The 25,385-nt window shown below is 32.8% G+C and carries 21 protein-coding genes; 20 read left to right on the top strand and 1 reads right to left on the bottom strand.

Features of this window, described 5'->3' with window-relative positions; genetic code table 11:
* The first annotated feature begins 1 nt into the window (after position 1).
* From KHA96_RS17895 to KHA96_RS17830, 14 genes are all read left to right on the top strand, one after another.
* Complete coding sequence (locus KHA96_RS17895) at positions 2–1,204, top strand: glycosyltransferase (RefSeq protein ID WP_213130706.1); 1,203 nt, start codon at positions 2–4, stop codon at positions 1,202–1,204.
* 62 nt (positions 1,205–1,266) lie between these two features.
* Positions 1,267–2,457, top strand: coding sequence for a glycosyltransferase (locus KHA96_RS17890; protein ID WP_249315730.1), 1,191 nt, complete (start codon positions 1,267–1,269; stop codon positions 2,455–2,457).
* Between the two features lie 220 nt (positions 2,458–2,677).
* On the top strand, positions 2,678–4,456 hold the full coding sequence (locus KHA96_RS17885; protein WP_249315728.1) for an ABC transporter ATP-binding protein: 1,779 nt from the start codon (positions 2,678–2,680) through the stop codon (positions 4,454–4,456).
* Between the two features lie 163 nt (positions 4,457–4,619).
* Positions 4,620–5,561: a PIG-L deacetylase family protein gene (locus tag KHA96_RS17880; protein ID WP_213130705.1), complete on the top strand. Its 942-nt coding sequence runs from the start codon at positions 4,620–4,622 to the stop codon at positions 5,559–5,561.
* Positions 5,562–5,683: 122 nt separating this feature from the next.
* On the top strand, positions 5,684–6,883 hold the full coding sequence (locus KHA96_RS17875; RefSeq protein WP_213130704.1) for a phosphotransferase: 1,200 nt from the start codon (positions 5,684–5,686) through the stop codon (positions 6,881–6,883).
* A gap of 167 nt (positions 6,884–7,050) precedes the next feature.
* Positions 7,051–8,247, top strand: coding sequence for a GNAT family N-acetyltransferase (locus KHA96_RS17870; protein ID WP_213130703.1), 1,197 nt, complete (start codon positions 7,051–7,053; stop codon positions 8,245–8,247).
* Positions 8,248–8,312: 65 nt separating this feature from the next.
* Positions 8,313–9,545, top strand: coding sequence for a GNAT family N-acetyltransferase (locus tag KHA96_RS17865; RefSeq protein ID WP_213130702.1), 1,233 nt, complete (start codon positions 8,313–8,315; stop codon positions 9,543–9,545).
* A gap of 103 nt (positions 9,546–9,648) precedes the next feature.
* Positions 9,649–10,476 (top strand): 6-hydroxymethylpterin diphosphokinase MptE-like protein, encoded by an 828-nt coding sequence (locus KHA96_RS17860; RefSeq protein ID WP_349305809.1) that lies wholly within the window; start codon positions 9,649–9,651, stop codon positions 10,474–10,476.
* Between the two features lie 164 nt (positions 10,477–10,640).
* A complete protein-coding gene (locus tag KHA96_RS17855) occupies positions 10,641–11,873 on the top strand; it encodes a GNAT family N-acetyltransferase (protein WP_213130700.1) in 1,233 nt (410 codons plus the stop codon).
* Positions 11,874–12,076: 203 nt separating this feature from the next.
* Complete coding sequence (locus KHA96_RS17850) at positions 12,077–12,742, top strand: acylneuraminate cytidylyltransferase family protein (RefSeq protein WP_213130699.1); 666 nt, start codon at positions 12,077–12,079, stop codon at positions 12,740–12,742.
* 7 nt (positions 12,743–12,749) lie between these two features.
* Positions 12,750–13,595, top strand: coding sequence for a 3-deoxy-8-phosphooctulonate synthase (gene kdsA / locus KHA96_RS17845; RefSeq protein WP_481748253.1), 846 nt, complete (start codon positions 12,750–12,752; stop codon positions 13,593–13,595).
* A gap of 4 nt (positions 13,596–13,599) precedes the next feature.
* Entirely contained in the window at positions 13,600–14,580 is a 981-nt protein-coding gene (locus KHA96_RS17840) for a KpsF/GutQ family sugar-phosphate isomerase (RefSeq protein WP_349305796.1), read from the top strand.
* A 3-nt stretch (positions 14,581–14,583) separates the two neighbouring features.
* Positions 14,584–15,108: a KdsC family phosphatase gene (locus KHA96_RS17835; protein ID WP_213130698.1), complete on the top strand. Its 525-nt coding sequence runs from the start codon at positions 14,584–14,586 to the stop codon at positions 15,106–15,108.
* Between the two features lie 104 nt (positions 15,109–15,212).
* A complete protein-coding gene (locus KHA96_RS17830) occupies positions 15,213–17,396 on the top strand; it encodes a right-handed parallel beta-helix repeat-containing protein (RefSeq protein WP_213130697.1) in 2,184 nt (727 codons plus the stop codon).
* A 223-nt stretch (positions 17,397–17,619) separates the two neighbouring features.
* On the opposite strand, the gene KHA96_RS17825 is transcribed toward KHA96_RS17830, so the two are convergent.
* Positions 17,620–18,759, bottom strand: coding sequence for an IS110 family RNA-guided transposase (locus KHA96_RS17825; RefSeq protein WP_213127372.1), 1,140 nt, complete (start codon positions 18,757–18,759; stop codon positions 17,620–17,622).
* 349 nt (positions 18,760–19,108) lie between these two features.
* Here KHA96_RS17825 and KHA96_RS17820 point away from each other — a divergent pair, with 349 nt between their 5' ends.
* From KHA96_RS17820 to KHA96_RS17795, 6 genes are all read left to right on the top strand, one after another.
* The gene (locus tag KHA96_RS17820) at positions 19,109–20,050 is read left to right on the top strand and encodes a beta-1,6-N-acetylglucosaminyltransferase (RefSeq protein WP_213130696.1); all 942 of its coding nucleotides are present in this window, start codon (positions 19,109–19,111) and stop codon (positions 20,048–20,050) included.
* A gap of 53 nt (positions 20,051–20,103) precedes the next feature.
* Positions 20,104–21,399 (top strand): type III PLP-dependent enzyme domain-containing protein, encoded by a 1,296-nt coding sequence (locus KHA96_RS17815; protein WP_249315726.1) that lies wholly within the window; start codon positions 20,104–20,106, stop codon positions 21,397–21,399.
* A 24-nt stretch (positions 21,400–21,423) separates the two neighbouring features.
* Positions 21,424–22,392 (top strand): ATP-grasp domain-containing protein, encoded by a 969-nt coding sequence (locus KHA96_RS17810; protein ID WP_213130694.1) that lies wholly within the window; start codon positions 21,424–21,426, stop codon positions 22,390–22,392.
* Between the two features lie 633 nt (positions 22,393–23,025).
* Positions 23,026–24,105: an acyltransferase family protein gene (locus KHA96_RS17805; RefSeq protein ID WP_213130693.1), complete on the top strand. Its 1,080-nt coding sequence runs from the start codon at positions 23,026–23,028 to the stop codon at positions 24,103–24,105.
* Positions 24,106–24,218: 113 nt separating this feature from the next.
* On the top strand, positions 24,219–24,935 hold the full coding sequence (locus tag KHA96_RS17800) for a metallophosphoesterase family protein (protein WP_213130692.1): 717 nt from the start codon (positions 24,219–24,221) through the stop codon (positions 24,933–24,935).
* 50 nt (positions 24,936–24,985) lie between these two features.
* Positions 24,986–25,384, top strand: a complete 399-nt coding sequence (locus KHA96_RS17795; protein WP_249315725.1) for a VanZ family protein — start codon at positions 24,986–24,988, stop codon at positions 25,382–25,384.
* The last annotated feature ends 1 nt before the right edge of the window (position 25,385 follow it).

The raw sequence follows: 25,385 nt of genomic DNA, 5'->3' as shown, positions 1-25,385 counted from the left end.
TATGAAGAAAAAAATCCTCTTCATGCTTATTAATATGAATGTGGGTGGGACTGAAAAAGCACTGCTTAATATGATATCTGAGATGCCGAGAGATAAATTTGACATAACAATTTTCATGTTGGAAGAGTATGGTGGTTTTTTGGATTCTATTCCGAGTGGAGTTAGGGTTGAGTACTTCAAAGGATATAGCAATATAAAGGAATTACTCGAGCGACCTTTACATGTAACTGCTATTGATTTCTTGAAAAAAGGGAAATTCATACGGGCTTTTATCGTGCTTTATTTCTACTTTATTTCCGGGTTTACAAAGGAAACAAGTCTTTTTTATAAATATGTTTTAAAAGATTATCCTGAAATAATTATTGATTATGATATCGCAGTAGCTTATGCAGGCCCAATGGACATCATAAGCTATTTTATTGCACATAAAGTAAAGGCTAAAAAGAAAATACAGTGGATTCATTTTGATGTAACTAAAATAGGTTTTAATAATTACTTTGCGGCAAAGATTTACAAAAAGTTTGATCGGATTTTTGTAGTATCTAAAGAGGCAGAAAGCAAACTACTCAATTCAGTCCCTATGTTAAAAAATCAAACAGAGGTGTTTTTTAATATTATTTCTTCAGAAATGATATTAAAACAATCGAAGGAAGGTCAAGGATTTCCCGATAAATTTGATGGCATACGAATCTTAACTGTGGGAAGATTATCTATTGAAAAGGGGCAAGACTTAGCTATTCGAGTATTAGCAAAGCTAATTAAAGAAGGATATAAGGTTAAGTGGTATTGTGTTGGTGAAGGAAATTCAAGGAAGTTATACGAGGATCTAATAGAACAATATAATTTAAGTGATTATTTTATTTTATTAGGAGCCGAAGCGAATCCCTATACGTACCTTAAGCAGTGCGATTTATATGTTCAACCATCTAGATATGAAGGCTACTGTATTACTCTTATGGAAGCAAAGTGTCTAAAAAAGCCAATTATAACAACAAAAGTAAATGGGGTAAGTGAACAAATAAGGCATGGTGAAACCGGCATAATAGTCAGTTTTGATGAAAATGAGATGTTTGATGCTATTAGCCGATTACTAACTAAGGAAACATTAAGACTAGAGATAAAACAAAATCTTAAACAAGAAATAGTTGATAATACGATAGAAATGGAAAAGTTATATAGAATAGCGGACAGATTAATTATTTGAATTTTGTGCAAGAGGAGTTAAGGTTTTTTACTTTTTAAAGTCATCTTTGCTCGAGGTGAAATATGAAGAAAAAAATACTATTTATGGTTAGTAGTATGAATGTTGGAGGCGTTGAAAAATCACTACTTTCTTTATTTGCAGATATTCCAAAAAACAAATATGATATTACACTCATGTTATTAGAAAAAAAAGGGGGGTTTATAGATAATATCCCGGGGTGGGTGAAAGTTGAAGTAGCTCCTTGGTTTAATGATGTGCAGCCGATAATTATGCAACCTCCTCAACAAACAGTCAGAGGATATCTTACCAAAAAACGTTTTATTAAGTTAATGTACTTTATTTATGCATACTTTATATCAAAGTATTTTAATAATAGACATTACTATTATCGAAGTGTTTTAAAAAATGTACCTAACAATCTTACAAAATATGATATAGCAATATCTTATCAGGGACCAACAGATATTATTGATTATTATATTGCGTACAAAGTAACTGCAAGTAAGAAAATATCTTGGGTTCATTTTGATGTAAATAAGCACCAAATCAATAAAAAATTATATAAAAGGTTATATCGAAATTATACAAATATTTTTGCAGTGTCACAACAGGCAAAGGAAATTCTTATCGAGAAAATACCTTCTATATCAAAGAAAACTGAAGTGTTTTTTAATATCATTCCAAAAGATTTAATAATAGAAATGTCTAAAATACCAATGGAATTTGATGATGGATTTAAAGGATTAAAGATCACAACAGTGGGTAGGTTAGCTAAAGAAAAAGGTCAAGACTTAGCGATAAAGGTATTATCAAGATTACGAAGTGAAGGATATAATGTTAGATGGTACTGCATCGGAGAAGGAAATGAAAGAAAAGAATATGAACTATTAATTCAAGATTACGGCTTAAAAAGTGATTTTTTCCTTTTAGGAGCAAAGTTAAATCCATATCCATATATTTTACAGTCAGATATTTATGTTCAAACATCGAGACATGAAGGTTATTGTCTAACGTTAGCGGAAGCTAAATGTTTAAATAAACCAATTGTCACTACAAATTTCACAGGTGCATATGAACAAATTATGGATGGTTATAATGGATTCATTGTTAATTGTCACGAAGAAGACCTATATATAAAAATTAAAAAATTAATAGTTAATAAAAGTGAAAGAGATAGATTAGGCGGAAATTTATTAAATGATAGTATAAATACAATTGATGAAAATCAAAAGGTATACCATTATTTTGAATGATTCAAAAGTAGGTATTTTAAATTCAATTCAATTGGCGGAAGAATTTATCAATAATTGTATAGCTCTTTTGTTAAGGGAGCATAATACAAATTTCCCTTTTGATGATGGAACTTCCTGTAATCAAGAGAGGACCTGAGGGATTACGATTGTACATAATTTAGTCTTTAATTGCTTCACCCCTTTAATGACAAAATTGATATATATGGAGGTGTGTATAATAATGGTTACTTTTAAAAAATTACTTATGCTATTTAATAAAAGGGAAAAAAACAAGTTGTTAATATTATTATTCATGATGGTAATCTCAGCCTTGCTTGAAACGTTAGGGATAGGTTTAATAGTTCCTCTTGTAAGTATAATAACAAATCCTGACATTATCAGAGAACAACCAATCATTGCTCAAATATATGAGTTATTTAAATTTCAATCTACAACTTCGTTTATGATATTTTCGGTAGTTGTGTTACTTTTGGTATTCGTTTTAAAGAATTTTTATATACTCTTATATCAATATACACAGAATAGATTAATATTAAATCAACAAGTAAAGCTTTCTGAAAGATTATTTAACGAATACTTAACAAAACCATATTCTTTTCACTTACAAAGAAATACCTCTGAATTACTTAGAAATGTAAATAGGGAAATCCCAAAGGTTTTGCAGGGAATTATGATGTCTGGATTCCAGTTAATCACAGAGGGACTTGTAGTCCTTTGTATTCTATCCTTACTATTAGTTACGGCGACTACAGCAACAATAACATCCTCAATCCTATTAGGTGGAGGAGTTTTTTTATTTTTCAAGGTCTTCCGAAAGAAAATGATTGCATTAGGAAAAGAACAACAAATTGCAAGTGGTATGATGATTAAATGGATAAATCAAGGATTGGGAGCGAGCAAAGAAATAAAGGTATCTGGAAAAGAAAAATTCTTTGTTAATGCTTATACAAAACAAAGTCAAATTAGTGCTAACAATAGTAGGTATATTATGATGTTGGAACAAACACCGCGATTGTTTATTGAAACTTTATTAGTAGCTATTGTCCTAATTACAATGCTGATTATAATATTTCAAGATAAAAATACAACAACGCAGATTGTGTCAACGATGGCCTTATTTGCTATGGCAGCATTCCGACTTATGCCATCGATAAATCGTATTATGGCAATGATAACTACGATTAGATATAGTCAGCCGGCACTATCCGTTATTTATGATGATTTATTTGAGAATAAACAAGAATTATCCAATATCAATCCTAATCCTGATATAACGATAGTGTCTAACAAAACGAAGAAAGCATTTAATGATTCAATTAGGCTGAGTGACGTCTCTTTTCGTTATCCTAATCAAAGTGAATGCTCTGTAAAAGATATATCTTTAACAATACCCATAGGTAGCTCGGTTGCGTTTATTGGTGAATCAGGTGCTGGAAAAACAACTCTTGTCGATATTATCCTAGGACTTTTTAAACCAGAAAAAGGTAGTGTGTTAATAGATGGCAGAAATTTATATGATCAACAAACATTATGGCAACAAAAAATAGGATATATTCCGCAATCAATATTTTTATCAGACGATACAATTCGTTCCAATGTGGCTTTTGGGAGTGATATTGAATTAATTGATGATAAGGAGGTTTTAAGAGCCTTGGAACAGGCCCAATTGAAGGAGTTTGTAGAAGAACTACCTGATAAGTTAGAAACATCTATCGGAGAGCGGGGAGTAAGATTGTCCGGTGGACAGCGTCAACGAATAGGTATAGCTCGGGCGTTATACCATAATCCAGAAATAATATTTATGGATGAAGCAACTTCAGCGTTAGACAACGAAACAGAAAAAGAAATTATGAATTCAATCTATAGTTTAAAAGGTGAAAAAACTTTGATTATTATCGCACATCGATTAACCACAATAGAAAATTGTGATATTGTTTTTAAAATAAATAAAGGTAAATTGGTCGCAATAGACAATAGAATTGGAAGGTCAGCTATGTAAAGAATGCCATTTTCTTCGACATAGGGAAAATGGTGACTATTTGTTTAAGTAATTTGGGGTATAAAATAAGTTAGAATATATGACCAGTCTTATGAAAACTTTTTTTATCTATAGAGGGATTTGAATAAAATAATTTAGCTTCGATATGAGGTGAATGTGTTTAATGCATATAATAAAAAAATTAAAAAAGTGGATAGTTATAAAATTAATAGAATATATCCATAAGTACGATAGCCGTATTAAAGTAGTTGAATATGTAAGGGGATTATATAGATATCCGGATAAAATGCTTGGGCGAAGGTTTCCATCTAACTGGGCTAATGGTACAGATGTTCTGGTATTTGCAGCACATCCCGATGATGATGTTTTAGGTTTAGGCACAATTTTATATAGACATAGTAAAAATGATGATAATATAAAAGTTATTTTTGTTACTGATGGATCTGGCAGGGAGGGGAAAAGTTGGCATAAGCGCAAAAATGAATCAATAAGTATAGCGAAAAGGAGATACAAGGAGGCAGTTAAAGCATTATCGCTTATAAATATACCTGATGAAAATATTTATTGTTTGGGATATCCCGATGGGGGCATCCAAAGATATTTAAAAAATTTAACTATTGATATTAGTAAACTTATACAAGGATTAAATCCACAGAGTATTTATGTTCATTGTATTGAGGGTGGGCATATCGATCATGATATGACTAGTTTTGTTGTAAAATCTATTTGTAATAAGATTAATTATTCTAATGTGTTTGAATGGACTGAGTATAATCCAGTACAGCAACTAGGTGCGCATAATGTAAAGTTTTTGTCCTCTTCATCAAATCAGTTTAAAGAAATGAACATTGATATCTCTGAAGAAGAGCGGGTTATAAAAAGGAGAATGTTAGCCTTCCATCAATCTCAAGATGTAGAACAATTCTTTTTACAAGGGGAGACTATACGCCAAGCTATCACTTCTAATTTAGAGATGGAATTATTTGAACACTGTCAACTCCCTGAAGGAAAGTTAATGAAAATTTTAAAACCTTTTTATAAGTCATTAACGAATTTGAAAAAAAGAAATGATTATAATTCAAATGAACAATATTTAATTGATTGACCTTATGGGATAAGTCAATATTTCATTACCAAATCTTCTGTGACAAAGTTGGATATGCCATGGTGCGTAAAATAAACCAGTCATCAATAATTTAGATTTAAAAATGGAATAAGGGGAGAAGAATGATAATTAGCAAAACTAAGAAATGTAAAGAAAAGAAAGATTATACCTATGTTTTTGTTGATGATTTAATATATATTAATTTAGATCAGGGTTTATTAATTCTCATGTATTATTTATTTTTTAAAGGAAAACCGCTTGAATTTCTTGAAAGAAAAACAAGGAATAATGTGATTAATTGCTTTCTACCTTTGGTTAGGGGGCTACGTGTTTTGCAATTCACATATTTGTTTTATAAAAAAAGGCGTATTTATAGAAAGTCAGAAGATTCAGTCAGAATTATAACTACATCATTTTTTGGAAATTGTTTAATTCTATTGCGGTTAGGTGAGTATAAAGTTATCAATTTTAGAAAAAAAGATGTGACAACGGTTTTCCCTAATAATAACTCAATTGCTGATATAAAAGAAAGTATTGATAAATGTATAAAAGCTCAAAAGTGTAATTTAGCGCCAAATATAATTAGTTGGGATATAAATAAACGATTCATAAAGGAGCGTTATTTAAATTTAAAGACATTATTTATTGAGCTTGATAATGCGGATGAATTTAATATTGAAATCTTTCCAATACTGGAGAATATAGTATTAAGCACACCCCCTCAAGATATTATATTAAGAAATTATCAACAAAAACTAGTTGGAAATATAGACTTTTTTATCAAAAAATATTTAAATCAAAACCTTGATAATAACGAAAATAAAATTATACTGGGATTTTTATCGTTTATTAATGAGGAGCTAACAATTTTTTCGTCAAAAAAAGAAATACAATTGTTTTTTTCTCACGGGGATTTATGGGAACAGAACATACTTAAAAATAATAAAGGGTTAGGTGTCATTGATTGGAATACACTCGATATGCGAAGTTTATATTTTGATTTTTTTTATATAATGTTTCATAAAGTTTCTAGACAAAATGAGGATAAAAGGATAAATACTATAAAAGAAATAGATATGGCTTTTGAAAATTTTCAATTTCGTTTAATAGAGAATGATCAATTCAATTCAAAGTCGGTGTTAGGTATAAAAAATCATTTAGATCTTTATAGATATCTTTTTTACTTAGAGTTTGTTCTACTTAGATTGCAAGAATACCCTAAAAGGGGGAAAAGAGATTTGAATTTTTTAATAACATGGATAGATTTTTTTAAATTATATGAAGTGAACAATAAAGAAAATGCTTCATCTTATATAATATAGTAAAATAGAAATCTTTTATTATTATGTACATAATAAATTGAAGCCCTATCAGCTAGGTTTTTATACTCAATTTGTTCTTTATAAAGAATTATTTTAGGTTATTTTGACCTCCTTAGTGAAAAAGTATATCTGAGAATGAATCTAACAAACTAGAAGAGGTGAAAACTTTGGAAGCAATTATACACAAGCATATTGATACTCTTGAAGAAATCTTACCACAATGGACAGAGTTAAAAGAGGATTTTCTTGAAATAACGGTTTTCCAAGACATTAGTTGGCTCAAAAGTTGGTGGGATTATAAACAAGAAGAATGGAAGATTACTCCATATATTGTAGAAGTGAAAAAGGAAAATAAAACGATTGGAATTATTCCTTTATATCTCTCTGATAATGAATTTTGTGGATTTAATTTTCGAGTATTAAGACCAATCGGTATCGATCAATCGGATTACTTGGTACCAATCTTATCTAAGAGGTACTCATCAACTGATATAGTAAAAAAAGCGATGGAAAAAATATATGCAGATAAAGATAATTGGGATTACTTTGAGTGGAGGGATATTCCGGAGGGGTCGACATTTGATCTCGCACTGAAGAATGAATTGCAAGAGAGATCGAATTTGATGGAAAGAAAAAAAGATAATATTTGCCCACACTTGGTACTCAACAAGAACACTGAAATGGTGGTGGAAAAATTTAACGGCAGTTTTTTGAAAGGTCTCCTGAGATACGATAGAAAATTAAAAAGGGAGGGTGAACTTAAGTTTCATAAAGTTTACAAGGAAACTGAGATTGAACCAGTTATGAGTAGTTTTTTTGAGTTACATTGTAAGAGATGGAAGGATACAAGCACGCCTAGCAAGTTTGAAGATAAAAAAGAAAGAGAGTTTGCTATGCAGGCGGCAAAAGGTCTTTTTAAAAGTAACTTACTGTACTTGGTTTACTTGACCCATAACGATAATATTTTGGTAGTTTTTTTTGGGATGAAAGATGGTACGAATATCTATTATTATATCCATGCAATGGATCCAGATTATAAAAAGTATAAAGTAGGACATCTTATTATGTATTACTTAATTCTAGATTCTATTGAAAAGAAATATAATATTGTAGATTTTCTAAGGGGGGATGAACCGTATAAATATAATTGGGGGACGACAAATAAATTTAATATTAAATACTTGTTCTTCAGTTATTCAGTAAGATCTGTGTTCTTTAGGTTAATTTATAGTATTTATAATACCTATTATTCAAAACGATTTTCAAAAAAGCCTCTTGCTATTCAATTATTAATGAAAAGTATAATAAGGAGCGGCATTTTTGCTTTAGGGTTAAAGAGAAAACTTAGACAAAAATTAGGTTAGCACAAATGTAGTTATAATTGAGAAGTTGCAGAGGTAACTCATTTAAAGATTTGGAGTGCTGTGAGATGGATGTTATTATTCATAAACGAATAGAATCACTTGATAGATTAGTACCCAAGTGGGAGGATCTGCCGGATAGATTTCGTGAAGCCACAATATTTCAGGATGTCGAGTGGATGAGTGATTGGTGGGAACAAAAAAAGAATAGTGAGGAAATTACCCCTTACATTGTAGAAATAAGGAAGAAAAATGAAACGATCGGAATTATACCGTTGTATCTTTCTGAAATTAGCTTCGCAAAAACACGGTTTCGCATGTTAAGACCTATTGGAGTTGGAGTTATAAATTATCTGCTACCAATTTTGTCAAAAAACCATTCACCTGAGCAAGTAATAAAAATAGCGATGAATAAAATATATAAAGACAAAAAAAATTGGGATTTTATACTGTGGTCGGATCTGCCTGAAGGTTCTAGTTTTGATACTGCTTTACTTGACCTTATCAAGGAACGGGAAAGTAAACGAATAGAAAGAAAAAAAGCCTTGATTTCGCCACAAGTGGTTTTAGATAAGGATTATGAAGTAGTAAAAAGTAGATGCAGTAAGAAATTTCTTAAGGGAATACATTACTATGAAAGAAAGCTAAAAAGAGAGGGGGATTTACATTATCATCGCGTGATAAATGAACAAGATATTGAACCGATCATGAATAAGCTTTTCGATTTTCATTGTGAAAGATGGAAGTTGACAGATACCCCAAGTAAATTCGAAGTCCCAGAAGAAAGAGATTTGATGCTTAAGAAAGTTAGACGATTATTCAACAGAGATATTTTACACCTTTCCTACTTGAGTCATAATGAGGAGATTGCCGCGGTTGAACTTGGATTTATAGATCAAAAAACAAGAATTTTATATATTGGGACGACAAATCCAAAGTTTAAGAAATATCCGGTGGGGCATATTATCGTATATAAATTGATGGAGGAGGCTTGTGCAGAGGGATATGAAATAATGGACTTTTTGGGAGGGAACCAGGAATACAAACAAAAATGGGGGCCCGTTAATGTCGTTAATATTGACTACTTAATTTTTAACAGTTCCATAAAATCAGCGATGTACAGATTGATTAATAACACATATAACTCAAAACAGTTTTTACAAACTTTCCCTTTTTTAAGGTTTCCTGTAAAACTAATGATTTGGGGTAGTGTTTTCCTGCTAGGTGTTATAGACAAGTTATGGCAAAAGGTAAGTGGAAGTGAAAGGATACAGTATGAAAAAAACCGCATGCAGTATTAAATAAAGAAAAAAGAGAATTTGGATTGTAGTTAAAATGTAATTTAGGCTTAAGTGAAGGGTGAGGGATTTGAGGTTAAAGGCTATATTGAAAAGTAACAAACATATGTACTCTATAATTAAAGCGGTTAGGAAATTCCAATTTGATTTTTTACCTTATGCAAAGAGCCGGTGTAGCTTTAACACGAAAAGAATGTTAAGAACATCCGGTATTTATCGGAAAAGTCCATATGAGAAACTGAAAACCATTAAAGGTAGGCATAATGGTGAGCGGTGTTTTATCGTCGCAACGGGACCAAGTTTGAAAATTGAAGATTTAAATAAATTAAACGGTGAAACCACCATTAGTATGAACTCAATCTGCCTTGCCTTTAACGAGACTGACTGGCGGCCAACGTATTATGGGATTCAGGATGAAGGTGTGTATGGGTTAATGAAAAAGTATATTGATGAATTAGATGTAGAGTGTAAGTTTATTAGTGATAATGTCTTACGTGGACATAACTTTGAAATTTTAAAAAATCATTATATATTTCCCTTAAACATGTTACATCACCTTAGGCCGAACAACACGGATTATACTACAAAATTTAGCAAAGATATTTTTGCGACTGTATATAGTGGGCTTACAATTACTTATTCACTATTACAAATTGCTATCTATATGGGGTTTAAAGAAATATATTTACTTGGCGCTGATTGTCATTATGGAGGGAATATGAAGCACCATTTCAAGGATTATGATTATGTTGACCCTACTTTTGCGCTTGCGCAAGATATGATGACAACCTCATACAAAGTAGCAAAAAAATACGCAGATAAGCACAATATTAAAATTTATAACGCAACCCGAGGAGGTATGCTTGAAGTATTCGAACGGGTTGATTTGGATGAGGTGCTTGAGAAAACTGAACGAAAATCAATAGCTTTATAGAAAGCTTATTATTTATATATATCTGTTCTTTAAAATGAACAGATTGTCTTCTAAAAGTAAGTGCCAGGAAAATCTCTTGGGAAAAATAACGCAATGCAAATAAGTTTTAGTTATAATGGAGCAAGTTGGGAAGTAACTCACTTAAAGATTTGGAGTGCTGTGAGATGGATGTTATTATTCATAAACGAATAGAATCGCTTTTTAGATTAGTGCCCAAATGGGATGATCTGCCGGATAGATTTCGTGGAGCCACAATATTTCAGGATGTTGAGTGGATGAGTGATTGGTGGGAACATAAAAAGAAAAGTGAGAAAGTTACCCCTTACATTGTAGAAATAAGGGAGAAAAATGAAACAATCGGAATTATACCGTTGTATCTTTCTGAAAGCAGCTTTGCAAAAACACGTTTTCGCATGTTAAGACCTATTGGTGTTGGTGATATAAATTACTTAATACCAATTTTGTCAAAAAACCATTCACCTGAACAGGTAATAAAAATAGCGATGAATAAAATATATAAAGACAAAAAAAATTGGGATTGTATACTGTGGTCGGATCTACCAGAAGGTTCTAGTTTTGATACTGCTTTACTTGACCTTATAAAGGAACGGAAAAGTAAACGAATAGAAAGAAAAAAAGCCTTGATTTCTCCTAAAGTGGTTTTAGATAAGGATTTTGAAGTAGTAAAAAGTAGATGCAGTAAGAAGTATTTAAAGGGATTACTTAAATCTGAACGAAGGCTAAAAAAAGAAGGGGATCTATATTATCATAGCGTGATAAATGAACAAGATATTGAACCGATCATGAATAAACTTTTCTATTTTCACCGTGAAAGATGGAAGTCGACAGATACCCCAAGTAAATTCGAGTCCCTAGAAGAAAGAGAATTGATGCTTAAGAAAGTTAGTCGATTATTCAGCAGAGGTATTTTACAGCTTACCTACTTAAGTCATAATGAAGAAATTGCCGCTGTTGAAATTGGAATTATCGATCAAAGTACAAGGATAGCATATATTTTATCAACGAATCCTAAGTTTAGAAAAAATTCAGTAGGAAATATTATTACATATAAAATGATAGAAGAATCCTGTGCTAACGGGTATGAGGTAGTGGATCTTTTGGGGGGGAGCGAGGAATACAAACAAAAATGGGGGCCCGTTAATATCTTTAATATTGATTACTTAATTTTTAACAGTTCCATAAAATCATCGATGTACAGATTGATTAATAACACATATAACTCAAAACAGTTTTTACAAACTTTCCCTTCTATAAGGTTTCCCGTGAAACTAATGATTTGGGGTTGTGCTTTCCTGCTAGGTGTTGCAGATAAGTTATGGCAAAAAGTCAGTGGAAGTGATCGCATACAGTATGATAAAAAACGCATCCAGCATTAATTTTTTAAAAAAGGGAATTTGAATTACGGGTAAAATCGTGTATAATCCGCGAAGGTGTGCTTGAAGTATTCGAACCGGGTAATTTGATGAAGTGCTTGAGAAAAATCATCGAAAATCCATAGCTTTATAGAAAGCTTATTTTTTTATATATCTGTTCTTTAAAATGAACGAGCACGCCTACTAAAAAGTAAATGAGGTGCACAATGAAACGGAAAGTAACTGCTTTTATCCCAATTAAATTAAACAGCGAAAGATTGCCACACAAAAATATTCTTCCTTTAGGGGAATATCCATTAAGCTGGTATGTGTTTGATCGTTTGCTGAATGTTGAAATGATTGATGAAGTGATTGTTTATTGCAGCGAAGAGCGGGTGATGAATTATCTACCAAAAGGTGTGAAGTTTATTCGCCGTGATTCATATCTTGATGGAAATCTTGTCAAAGGTAATGAAATATACGAATCTTTTATTCATATCGTTGATAGTGACGTCTACTTATTGGCGCATACGACATCACCATTTATTCGGCAAACCTCAATTGAAAATGCCCTAGTGAATGTTTTAAGTGGGGCATATGATTCTGCTTTAAGTGTTCAAAAAAAACAAACCTTTGCATGGTATAAAGGTAAAACATTGAATTATGAATGTAATGATGTTCCAAGAACGCAAGACATTGAACCTGTATACGTAGAAACGAGCGGATTTTATATTTTTCAAAAGGAACATTTTCTTACACATCGAAGAAGAGTTGGATTTAATCCATATTTTCAAGAATTAAGTGACATTGAAGCAATTGATATTGATACAAAGGATGATTATGAGTTTGCGGTAGAAATAATGAAAACGATAGAGCAGCCTATAAAAATTTAACCACTTAATGGAGATGAACGTGATGGGGAAAGAAGTTACATTACGAGAGGGGATTGTTTTCGGAGGAAACTGTCCATTCGTTTTAATTGCCGGCCCATGTATGCTTGAAAGTGAAAAGTTAGTAATGGAGGTTGCTGAACGTATTAAAGAGATTACAGATAGACATAATATTCCGTTTGTATTTAAGGGATCATTTGATAAGGCAAACCGTTCCTCGATTTATTCGGAAAGAGGTCCAGGAATTAAAAAGGGAATAAAAATATTGGAAAAGGTAAAGGAAGATCTTCATATTCCTGTTACGACTGATATTCATGAGGCGAATCAAGCGGAAATGGTTGCTGGAATTGTTGATATTATTCAAATTCCAGCTTTTTTATGTAGACAAACGGATATTTTAGTCCAAGCTGCAAAAACAAATAAAATCATTAACATCAAAAAGGGGCAGTTTTTAGCTCCTTGGGATATGAAAAATGCCGTTGTAAAAATAAAAGAATCGGGCAATGATCAAATTTTATTAACAGAAAGAGGAACGACATTTGGATACAATAATTTAGTCGTTGATATGCGCTCTTTACCGACGATGAGGGAATTTAATGTTCCAGTTGTTTTCGATGCAACACATAGTGTTCAAGTTCCTGGTGGGTTAGGACAGAGTACAGGCGGGAAAAAAGAGTTTGTGCCGTATCTTGCTAGAGCTGCTGCTGCCGTTGGTATAGATGCTTTATTTTTAGAAGTTCATCCAGAACCTGATCAAGCATTATCAGATGGACCAAATATGATTAAACTTGATGAACTTGAATCATTTCTTCAACCGATTGTAGGGATTGATCAACTTGTTAAAACAAGGAGGTAGCACGGTGGAAGAGGTATTAATCGTCAACGATCATGTAGCGACTGTAAAAAAAGTTTTAAAGGAAGAAGCAAGTGCGATTATGAATTTGATTGATAGGGTTAATTTGGACGTCGCAAACATCATTGAAATGATCCTTTCTTGTAAAGGCCGAGTGGTCGTGACGGGGGTTGGAAAATCAGGAATTATTGCCCGGAAAATTACAGCAACATTTGCAAGTACCGGAACACCTTCCTTCTTTTTTCACCCCACCGAAGGGCTGCATGGGGATTTAGGAATGGTAACGAAAGATGACATGATATTAGCTTTATCGAATAGCGGGGAAACGGAAGAGGTTATTCAAATTATCCCCTCTATTAAAAGGATTGGTGCGAAGTTAATTGCCTTTGTTGGAAATGAGCAGTCGACATTGGCGGATAAAGCAGATTATTTACTATGTATTGGAAATGTAAAGGAAGCTTGTCCTTTAGGTTTAGCACCAACAACAAGTACAACTTTAATGCTTACGCTCGGTGATGCGATTGCAATTGCCTTATTAAAGGCACGGAATTTTTCATCGGAAGATTTTGCTGTTTATCACCCAGGGGGATCGCTCGGTAAGAAATTATTGTTTACTGTAAATACGATCATTGGAATTACAAAAAAGAATCCGACATTAACTCATACGAGCACAGTGAAGGATGCGATTTTCTCTATGACTCAATCTGGCTTAGGTGCAGCAAGCGTAATCAATGATGAGGGAAGATTAGTCGGAATTATAACAGATGGTGATATTCGTAGAGCGATAGGAAAAATCGATAGATTTATTAATCTTTCGGTAGAAGAGTTATATAACAAAAATCCGACTACAATTACCGAAGGGGCTTTAGCTGTCGAAGCATTAAACATGATGGAAAGCTTAAAATTCAATGTGTTGCCGGTCGTTAATGAAGAATATGAACCAATTGCGATGATTCATCTTCATGATATTACAAGATTGGGATTTTAACCGATGAAACAAATAAAATTAATCGTATTAGATGTTGATGGCGTATTAACAGACGGAAAATTGCATATTGGTTCTAATGGTGTTGAATACAAAAGCTTTCACGTTAAAGATGGAATGGGAATGAGTTTAGCACGATTCCATGGCATCAAGCTTGCAATCATTACTGGAAGAAAATCTGAATCGGTTACGATTCGTGCAAAAGAATTGAATATTGACTTTTTATATGAAGGAATTACAAATAAGGTAGAAGTTATATTTGAAATTATCAGATCACTCAATATTAGTTTTAAAGAAGTTTTCTATATGGGTGATGATATCAATGATTTACCAGTTATTAAATTAGTTGGACTTTCTGCTGCACCAAAAGATGCTGTTGAAAATGTAAAAAAATCGGTGAACTTTGTTAGCAAATTTAATGGTGGTGAAGGGGCTGTCAGGGAAGCAATTGAGCTAGTTTTATCTAGACAGATAGATTTAGATATTTTAATTGGAAACTACCTAAATGAAACAAGTAGTATGATTCAATAAAAAGCCTATTCATTCAATATAATTACTGAGGGTTCCGAAATCATTTATTTTATCTATGGTGAATTTCATTTGTATTTTTATATATTATGATGAGGATTGATATTGTGAAAAAGTGGATGGTTTCATCTATAGCTGTATTGACATTAATGACATGTGCGATTTTTTTAACCGATAGTGACACTCCTGTCAATCCAGTTGACAAACCAGTAGCCAAGCCGCTTGCCAAATTAGAAACCGAAATGAAAACCCCATTCTATGAACTTGAGTTAAGTAGATGGGAAATATACAACGATGGAACCCATCCCATAGAAACGACTAAAGGCATCAACTCAGCTTTGGAATGGGCGAAAGCAAATAAGTATAAAACCTTTATAATTCCTGAGGGAACATATCTCATTGCTAAGGGAACAAAACAAGATGATCCAGCCGCCAGAATAAATATGGTAAGTGATATGGATTTGCTCTTAGATGAAAAGACTATTCTGAAAAAAGAAGCAAATGATTTTGAAATTTATTCGGTTCTTTATCTCGGGGAAAATGTAAGAAATGTAACTATTCAAGGTGGAAATTTTCTAGGAGACCGTGAACATCACGATTATTCTAAACAAGATCAAGAGCCAGGAGGAACCCATGAATGGGGGCATGGTATTGCATTAATTGGTGCAGAAAATGTGGTGATTGACAATGTTAAGATAGAAAAGTTCACAGGTGACGGAATCTTTGTAGGGGGGAGTACCGTAACAGGCACTTCTATTAAGGAAGCAGATTTAGAGGTTGGAGATATTGATGAAGAGGGAAATCCCATAGCAGCAAAAGGAAAGATACGAACGAATAACCATGCGGTCACTAATTTTGATGACCCAGTATATAAGACATACAATAATATCCACTTTTGGCTCCCTGACGGACTAGTATCTGGCAGTAAGGTGGATGTGTATTACTATCGAAAAGATGGTAGTTTCATTAAGATGGATAAACAAATAGAGTTCTTTACGGGAGAATCTGTTATCCCAGACGATTCTGATTATTTTCGAGCGGTATTTGAAGCATCCTCATCTAAAGAAGTCCAAGTGGAGCGAATGACCGTTGCCATTTCCAAAAATGTAACGATTATGAATTCCGATATCGGATATAACAGAAGACAAGGAATTAGTTTAGTCGGCTCAGATGGTGTGCAAATTGTTAACAATCATATTCATCACACGAATGGTACTGCCCCTCAAAGTGGCATTGATGTTGAACCAGGATTTTATCCAGGAAAGAACACGATTATCAAAGATAATAAATTCACTGATAATTTTATCCAAGTTGTCCTTGCATACGGTGAGAATGCACTAGTTGAAGGTAACCACTTTGATCAAAATGTAAAAGACGGTGTTGGAGTACATGCTGATGAAGGATTTATCGGCGAAGTTATCGTGAAAGATAATATCTTTAAGGGTTCAGATCTAACATTACATTCAGAAGCTGCATTGGCCTCCGATAACCAATTTAAGCACAGTGGGGTTACATTACTCGGGAAGAATATTACTTTTAGCAACTCTACACTTGTTGATACGAGCCTAAATGTAGGAAACGAAGAAGGTCAGAACATATCAAATGTATCACTTGAGCATAACGGACTTCATCCTTGGATCTTGTATATTGCTGATAAGCTAGTACATATTCAAGATGTGGATATAAAAGCTGAAACGAAAGACCAAGAACTAATTGTAGGACCTGGAAACAGTAAAAATATTTATGAGCGATTATCGGTCAAGGATAATGATCACAAGGATACTGTTCTTCCAGCGGGTACCTATAATCAATGTTCCTTTACAACAGGGGAACTTATTATTAATCGTACTGGTAAATACATCCTAGAGGATTGTGAAATAAAAAGTAAAGAAAACTTGCTAATCGTTGAAAGTACGTATGGCAATCCTGATGTTACAATTAAAAATTCAATGCTAGAAGTAATGGAAAACATCGGATACGGGGCTGCTATTTCTATTCTAGGCGCAGAAAATTTTAAACTATTAGATAGCACGGTTTTAGCCAAAGCTAATACAAACAGTGTTCCCTTAATTAAAATTGGACCATATGGAGATCCGGAACCTACAAATGTGTTTGGGGCGACGATCAAAGGGAATGAGATTCGCACTAAAACTCCTATACCGGGAATAGATACGTTGAATGCTGGAACTGATGCGCCAGCTTATCGAATTGAGAATAATACAATGTATAAAGCTATATTAGAAATGAAGCAAAAAGATATAAATATTGATAATACTGTTATTCAAAATTAGAGGAATAGAATGGTTTGTATTTAGGCACTAATTTAGGAAAAAAAGATATCGTTTGTTCTTGAGAAGTGAGCTTTGTGTAAGGCTTTTTTCTGTGAAAATAAATTCTTGTTTAAGATTTATATCAATTGTCAAAACTAACTAACAACTGAAATTTACAATAGGAAAGTAGAGCTACCATAATTTACGGTTTCTCGTATAACTTTTCTATTTATTGTCTATAATGCTAAGTTGCAGTAGGCTCGTGGTAGGGTTCTTTGTTCTGAAGCATATGATAGACAATGGTAAGCATTCGATGTCCAATGGCAACGAGTGCTTTTTTCTTTCCTCTTCTTGCAGATAAAGACCAATATTTCACTGATAACATTTTACTTCGACTTCTAGATACCGCCCAAGCGGCTTCACACAATGCCGACTTAATATGCGGGTTTCCTTTCACGGTTCGCGTACTCTTTCGTTTTCCAGCGCTTTCGTGATTTCCAGGTGACAATCCTGCCCATGACGCAAGGTGCTTGGAAGTTGGAAATTGTGTCATATCAACTCCAATTTCTGCGATGATCACGGCTGCAGTATCTTTCTTAATCCCCGGCATTGTGATAAGAAGTTCTACTTCTTCTTTATAGTTTATCAGTATCCCATCGATCCTTTTTTCAATATCGGAAATTAATTCTTCCAGATAGACAATGTGCATCCATGACTGTTTGATAAGAAACAGTTGGTGATCATTCAATGTGCCAAACAGGGAATCTGTAATTAATTGTTTTTTATGCGCCATACTCCCATGTATCTTTTGTTCGACATCTTCTTGATCTATATAGCCATTGGACATTAGTTGTTCCAACAATTTTCTGCCAGAAACTCCGAAAACATCGGAAATGACTGTCCCTAATTTGATGTTTGAAGTCTCCAATACTTTTTGGATCCGATTCTTTTCAGAAGTCATATGTCCAATCCATTTCTTTCTCAAACGGGTTAAATCTCGCAAATTGCGAATGTCTTCCGGAGGGACGAAACTTTTCTCAATCAAACCATGCCTCAATAATTTGGCAATCCACTCTGCATCCGAAACATCCGTTTTTCTGCCAGGAACATTTTTAATGCGCTGAGCATTTGCCAAAGTAATGTCAAAGAAGTCCTCTAGGATATTATAGACAGGTTTCCAGTACACTCCGGTACTTTCCATTGCGATATGGGTCACTTCTTTTTCTTCTAGCCATTTAAGTAGACGAAACAGATCTTTCGTCAAAGTAGGAAATGTTTCAATCAACTTAACTGTATCGTTCTCTGATTCACCAAGAATCACGCAGGCCACAATTGTTTCCGAATGGACATCCAGACCTGCACATCGTTTGTACAATGTTTCCATTTCACTCCACCTTCTAAATGTATTCCACAAACAGTGGAATGAATTTGAAATTAAACATTTTTCTGTTCGTAGTCATCTCTCAACAAGAGAGAGCTAACAATGGGTTGTACACCAAATTCATTCCAACAGTTTTTTATACAGGGTCAAGCCACCATTAAAGACCACGTTATATACTCACTGTTTGCGGTATCAACATTATGGAGCGAGAAACCCATTTTCATTCCTGGGTTGAGAGCGAAAGATCATGATAGTTTTTTATGAAAGTAATTATTTTCTCGTGTTGTTCATTTTTAAGAATTTAAGATTTGAAATTTGAATGAAGTAGATTTTATTTAAAGGAGAAATAGGGATGACTTCTACTCCACGTACCGCATTTATTTTACAAATTCACAAAAATCCTGATCAAGTAAACAAGTTTATTAATCAGCTTATTTCAGAGGGACATGCGGATGTATTTATTCATATCGACAAAAGGAATAAACCCAATTTAAGTGGGGAAATTTTGGGAAATCCAAATATAAGGATTTTAGAAAATAGTATTAACTGTGAGTGGGGCGATATAAGTCAGGTCAACACAACTATTTTGTTGTTAAGAGAGGTATTAGCATCGAAAGAGAAATATGATTTTGTCTGCTTAAGAAGTGGTCAAGATTTATTAGTGAGAGATCGTTTTAAAGATTTTTTGCTGGATCATAAAGGGAAAGTTTTTATGACTTTAAGGGATGTGAATAAGGATAATCTCGGCCTAATGGAGATTAATTGGCCCAAAATGACGCGTAAACGATATACTACTGCTCACCCTTATAGGATTTACAGGAGAATCATACAAAGTTTATATCGTAAGGGAATGAATATATTTCCTAACAAAAACAAATGGCCGGATGATTACTCACTTTATAATGGTTCACAATGGTTTAGTATTCCACTTGAGGTAGCAAGTTATATTATAGACTTTATCGATAGGAATGAATGGTACTATAAATTTTTTGAGCATACACTGTGTCCGGATGAATGGTTTTTTCACACATTAATTATGAATTCGCATTATAAAACTAGGGTAGTTAATGCGAATTTTACGTTTTTGAAATGGGGAGAAAAATTTAGTGAGAGAAGTTCTCCACAGTATTTAACGAATGAAGATATTAAAGCAATCGAGGAATCGGGTCATTATTTTGCTAGGAAATTCGATGAAGACATTGACCATTCAATTGTTGATTATTTCGCAAACAAGGCAAAGTTTGGTAGCAGTACATTATCTGAGATAGATCAAGACGTAAGAACTTTAGTCTAAATATGTTCGTAACATATCATTTTAACTACAAAAATAGTGGAGGTATGGGCACGTTGAAAACTTTAGCTAAAAGCAAATTTGGAAAAATAGATAACACAATATTTGATCATGAAACTTTTAGCCATCTAGAGAATGAGTACGGATCCTCTTTTTATGTTTTGAATGTTAATAAATTGAGAGATAACTATAAAAAAATGGAAAAATCATTTAAAAGTAGGTATGCCAATTTTATTATTGGTTATTCTTATAAAACGAATTATTTGCCCTATCTTTGTAAGGAATTATCGAAACTAGGCGCATATGCTGAAGTTGTTTCAAGGTTAGAATATGATTTAGCGATAAAGATTGGTGTTGATCCAACAAGAATAATATTTAATGGACCTTTAAAGACTCGGGAGGATATCTATTACGCTTTAGATAATGAAAGTAAAATTAATATTGACTCTATGTATGAAATAGATTTTATTCAAGATTATTCCTTTAACAATCCAAACAAGCAAATCAAAATCGGATTAAGAGTAAATTTTGATATTTCGCAAAACGGTGTAAGTCCACTAGTGGAAGGACATGAGATTAGTAGATTTGGAATATGTGTAGAGAACGGAAATTTGAAGCACGTATTAGGCAAGCTGAAAGGCCTTAATAATGTAAGGGTTGTCGGATTACACGGACATTTTTCTACAAGTAGGAGAAGCGTGGAATCGTTTAGGAAAATTACTCAAGGACTATGTAATATAGCTAAAGAAAGTGGATTAACTCATTTAGAATATATTGACATTGGTGGAGGAATATTTGGTGAGGTGCCTAAATCTCTTATAGATCACGCCCCAACTTTTGACGATTATGCAGATGCAGTGTGTACAATCATGAATCGTGAATTCGGGCATTATGAAAATAAACCCTATTTAATATTAGAACCTGGAATTTCAATGGTTGCTAATACGATTGAATTTGTAGCAAAAGTGATTGAAAGAAAAAATATTAAAGGAACAGACTTCGTGTTAGTCGATGGAAGTGTCCATAACATAAAACCTACGATGCATAAAAAAAATCTTCCAATGAGAATTGTAAGAAAAAATAAGGATGTTGATGAAATTAAGGTGAATTTTAATATAGTTGGTTATACATGCTTAGAGAAAGATTATTTAGCATGTGATTATAACGAGGTCCTACCTCAAATCAATGACTATATTATATTTGAAAATGTTGGAGCATATACGATTGTTTTTAATCCATCTTTTATTAAAGAAAAACCGGCTATTATTGCAAAGGATAATAATGAAATATTTGCAGTAAGAAAAAAGGAAACAATTAAACAATTCTTTAATGAAGAACTTTATTGTTTTTAAGTATTAAATAAAGGGGAGTAACGGATGAACATTTTAATTTGTAGTGTTGGTCGACGTGTACAATTAATAAATTATTTTAAAAAAGAACTTAATAAAGTTGACGGTAAGGTGATTGCCGTAGACTGTGATCCAACTGCACCAGCGCTTTACCACGCTGATAGATTTGAAATCGTTCCACGCATTGATCATCCAGAATATATTTCTATCCTTAAAAATCTATGCCATGCATATAAAATCAATGGTGTTTTGTCTTTAATAGATCCTGAATTAACGTTATTATCCAGTTTTAAGGAGGAGTTTGAAAAAGATGGTATTCACATCTTTGTTTCCGATAAAAATGCTATCGACATATGTTACGACAAATATTTAACACATATATTTTTACAGGAAAACGATATACCGTCAGTGCCAACATACATTGATTTAGATGTAGTTAGACAAGACCTAAATGAAGGTAAGTTGACATTCCCGCTAATTGTAAAGCCTAGGTATGGTAGTGGAAGTGTTGGTGTTCAAAAAGTGACAAACTATACCGGCCTTCTAGAATTATGGGAGATGACTGATGACCTCATTGTGCAGCCTTTTATTGATGGGAGCGAATATTGCGTAGAATGTTATATTGACATACTAACAAAGGAACCATCAAATCTTTTTAGTAAGCGCAAGATTAATATGAGAGCTGGCGAAACTGATAAATCGATTGCTATAAAAGATCCTATATTAATCGATACAACTTATAAACTAATAGAAGCATTAAAGCCAAGTGGACCGATTGATATCGACTATTTCCAGACGAAAGATGGCTATATGCTTTCCGAAATCAATCCTAGATTCGGAGGAGGATATCCATATGCATATGAGATGGGACAAAACTTTATAAAAAGCATGATTAACAATTTGAATGGGATTCCTAATGCATCTTATGACAAGTATTTGGGTGACTATGAAGAAGGCAAAACAATGGTAAGGTATGATCATTTTATTATTCTATAAGTGTACCGAATCTGTGATATAGTTTGCTATAAGTTTAGTACCTTCCGTTGGTAAGGTAAATAATTTCAATTTTTTTAGGTATTTTACTTGTTTTCATCAGCTTTTAGATGATTTCTAGATAAATTTAGTCTGGGATTCCGGATATAGTGGGTATAGTATAGAAACTTTATGATTTAATTGTGAAAACGGGATAGCGCGCTAACTTGGGGAATTTGCTCTTGAAAGATCCTTTTTTTAGAAAAGCATATTGTTTTTTACTAAGCATCTCTTTTATTCAATTGATGCTTATTTAACGTGGAAAAAATGCCGTCACTAGCTGGCAATCAGAGGGGGGAATAATATTGTTCAAAAAGACTATTTGGTATTATTCCTTGTTACAATGAAGAACTTTTAATAAGAGAGACTCATAAGCAGCTATCTTGCGTGTAAAAAACGTTATCAATTAATATAATTTTTAGTTGATTTTGTAAATGAAGAATCGAGAGATACTACTCTTGGAGTGCTAAAGTTTATAGCCATGGCAGATCATTATGTAAAGCTCATCAATTTCATTAGAACCTTTGATCATCAAATTGCAGTAACGGCCGGTATTGATTACGAAATTATACCCTTCAATAAAAAGGAGTATTTCATTTGGAATTTACTAAATCAGACATGAATATGACCAAGGGAGTAGCAATATTATTTATGTTGCTCCTTCATTTATTTTGTAGAAAAGAAATCAATGGATTATATGAAACATTTATTTATATTGGAGAAGTACCTTTGTTATACTATTTAGCATTATTCGGAGATGCTTGTGTTCCGATGTATTGCTTCGCTAGTGGATACGGCTTATACATCACTTTTACAAAGACGTATAGTGTTAATGTTAAAAAGAATGTATTAAGGATTTTGAAGCTTCTTGTTAATTTTTGGATAATATTGTTAATATTCGTTACTATTGGATATTTTGCAGGAAAGGTAGATAAGTATCCTGGTAGCATTGAAGATTTTTTTCTTAACTTTTTTGTTTTATCCAACTCATATAATGGAGCTTGGTGGTTTTTACAAACTTATATTATTTTAGTTGTATTATCCCCTTGGATTTTTAAGATTATCATGAAATACAATTCACTTTTTATTATATTAGTGACGGGTATTATTTACTTGGTAACCTATGTTCAAAGAATAAAACAAGTATTTGATTTCAGTGACTATCCATTTTTTGCTTTATGTATTAATGCGACGGTATTGGTTGGAACTTCACTTTTACCTTTTATAGTTGGGGCCATATTCGAAAAAGAAAAAATCTATTCTAAAATTCATCAAAAAATAAATAAATTATCTCATAAAAATACTATATCTATTTTAGCGATATTAATTCTGATAATTATACATTCAATATATGAGTCCATGGTAATTGCTCCTATAACCGCAATTATATTTATCTGCTTATTTAATGTAATGACTAAAAGAAAAAGTGTTCAAAAAGTTTTAAACTATTTCGGGGATCACTCAACAAACATATGGTTAACACATATGTTTTTTTATATGACAATATTCCCCCAATTAACGTTCGCCCCAAGGTATCCGATATTTATCTTTGCTTGGCTAATAGTTCTATGCCTAGCATCATCATATGTGATAAAAATACTTTTCAATCCCATCAGTGCCATGATTGATAAAATTTCCACTGTTAATATAAATCTAACTAAAAGAATTGAAGGGTAAAATTGACGAGGTATGTATTTCGGATAAAATCAATAATATTAAAACAGGAAAATTGAAGATTTCTCCAAATTACTGTACCCTTTATAAAGAAATAAATTAGTGAGGTGTATAAATTGAAACTAGCCTTCCTCTCAGATATCCACGGCAACGCCATTGCACTAGATGCCGTTCTTCAGGATATCAAATCAAAAAACGTAGACAAAATTTATGTTCTCGGAGATATTTGCTATCGTGGTCCGGAGCCGAAGCGGTCACTAGAGTTAGTTCAATCATTAAATTGTGATGTTATCAAAGGAAATGCGGATGAATGGGTTGTGCGTGGAGTCCAGGAAGGAGAGGTCCCGGGCCAAGCTTTAGAAATGATGAATAGGGAGAGAGATTGGATTTATTCACAGATGGATGGAGAAGCTGTTGCCTATCTGGAACAGCTGCCAACAGATCTAACAATAGAAGCAGAAGGTATGAAAATCCATGCTTTTCACGCAACTCCCAATAGTTTGTTTGAGGTTGTGCCGCCATTTGAAAATGATGATGTGATAACCAATAAATTGATAGTTAACGAAGCTGATCTTTATATTTATGCTCATATTCATAAACCTTTCATCCGCTACATTAACGGTAAATGTGTAATAAATATTGGAAGCGTTGGACTTCCTTTTGATGGTGTAAAAAAATCATCTTATGGGTTAATAGAAATTAAAGATAATGGATTTCAAGCCTCTATAGTAAGGGTGCCGTTTGATACAGATAAGGTATTACGACAGTACGAGGATTATAACTATCCAAATGCTAAAGCAATGATCAATATTTTACAAAATGCCAAAATATAAAAAAGAGAAGGTAGTTTCGCCTTCTCTTTTTTGATGTGAAGGTGCCCCTAATGAAGATAATTTTAAGAATTCTTCCCGTTTTATACATAATATTTATTTGGATCCAATCAAGTTCGTTTGATCCTGAATCCGTACATATTCTTTCGAGCTATATTAGTTATCATATCATTTTAATTATCGGAATTTGTTTTGAACTCGCCCATTTAATTGAATTCGGCATTTTGTATTTATTTCTTATTTTAGCTGTCCTTACTTTTCGAAGTCTTAATTCATTAATAGAAGCTATTTGTTTTAGCGTAGCTGTTTTATATGGGCTGGCCGATGAAATCCATCAACATTTTGTTCCATTCAGATCCTTTTCGATCATAGATCTGCTAATCATCCACGTGTCTTACTTTAAAAAGAAAGACTCAAAACTCGCTTCTATATTAAAGAACATACCAAGTTAAC

The sequence above is a fragment of the Bacillus sp. FJAT-49711 genome (assembly GCF_018343715.1).
Lineage (GTDB): Bacteria > Bacillota > Bacilli > Bacillales > Bacillaceae_C > Lederbergia.
Note: the sequence above shows the minus strand (reverse complement) of the source record. Positions and strands in the feature narration are given on the sequence as shown.

Excerpts from the sequence above, each read along its gene's own strand:
- KHA96_RS17895 (WP_213130706.1), top strand. The coding sequence starts at position 2 with ATGAAGAAAAAAATCCTCTTCATGCTTATTAATATGAATGTGGGTGGG.
- KHA96_RS17890 (WP_249315730.1), top strand. The coding sequence starts at position 1,267 with ATGAAGAAAAAAATACTATTTATGGTTAGTAGTATGAATGTTGGAGGC.
- KHA96_RS17885 (WP_249315728.1), top strand. The coding sequence starts at position 2,678 with ATGGTTACTTTTAAAAAATTACTTATGCTATTTAATAAAAGGGAAAAA.
- KHA96_RS17880 (WP_213130705.1), top strand. The coding sequence starts at position 4,620 with ATGCATATAATAAAAAAATTAAAAAAGTGGATAGTTATAAAATTAATA.
- KHA96_RS17875 (WP_213130704.1), top strand. The coding sequence starts at position 5,684 with ATGATAATTAGCAAAACTAAGAAATGTAAAGAAAAGAAAGATTATACC.
- KHA96_RS17865 (WP_213130702.1), top strand. The coding sequence starts at position 8,313 with ATGGATGTTATTATTCATAAACGAATAGAATCACTTGATAGATTAGTA.
- KHA96_RS17860 (WP_349305809.1), top strand. The coding sequence starts at position 9,649 with ATGTACTCTATAATTAAAGCGGTTAGGAAATTCCAATTTGATTTTTTA.
- KHA96_RS17855 (WP_213130700.1), top strand. The coding sequence starts at position 10,641 with ATGGATGTTATTATTCATAAACGAATAGAATCGCTTTTTAGATTAGTG.
- KHA96_RS17850 (WP_213130699.1), top strand. The coding sequence starts at position 12,077 with ATGAAACGGAAAGTAACTGCTTTTATCCCAATTAAATTAAACAGCGAA.
- kdsA (WP_481748253.1), top strand. The coding sequence starts at position 12,750 with ATGGAGATGAACGTGATGGGGAAAGAAGTTACATTACGAGAGGGGATT.
- KHA96_RS17835 (WP_213130698.1), top strand. The coding sequence starts at position 14,584 with ATGAAACAAATAAAATTAATCGTATTAGATGTTGATGGCGTATTAACA.
- KHA96_RS17825 (WP_213127372.1), bottom strand. The coding sequence starts at position 18,759 with ATGGAAACATTGTACAAACGATGTGCAGGTCTGGATGTCCATTCGGAA.
- KHA96_RS17820 (WP_213130696.1), top strand. The coding sequence starts at position 19,109 with ATGACTTCTACTCCACGTACCGCATTTATTTTACAAATTCACAAAAAT.
- KHA96_RS17810 (WP_213130694.1), top strand. The coding sequence starts at position 21,424 with ATGAACATTTTAATTTGTAGTGTTGGTCGACGTGTACAATTAATAAAT.
- KHA96_RS17795 (WP_249315725.1), top strand. The coding sequence starts at position 24,986 with ATGAAGATAATTTTAAGAATTCTTCCCGTTTTATACATAATATTTATT.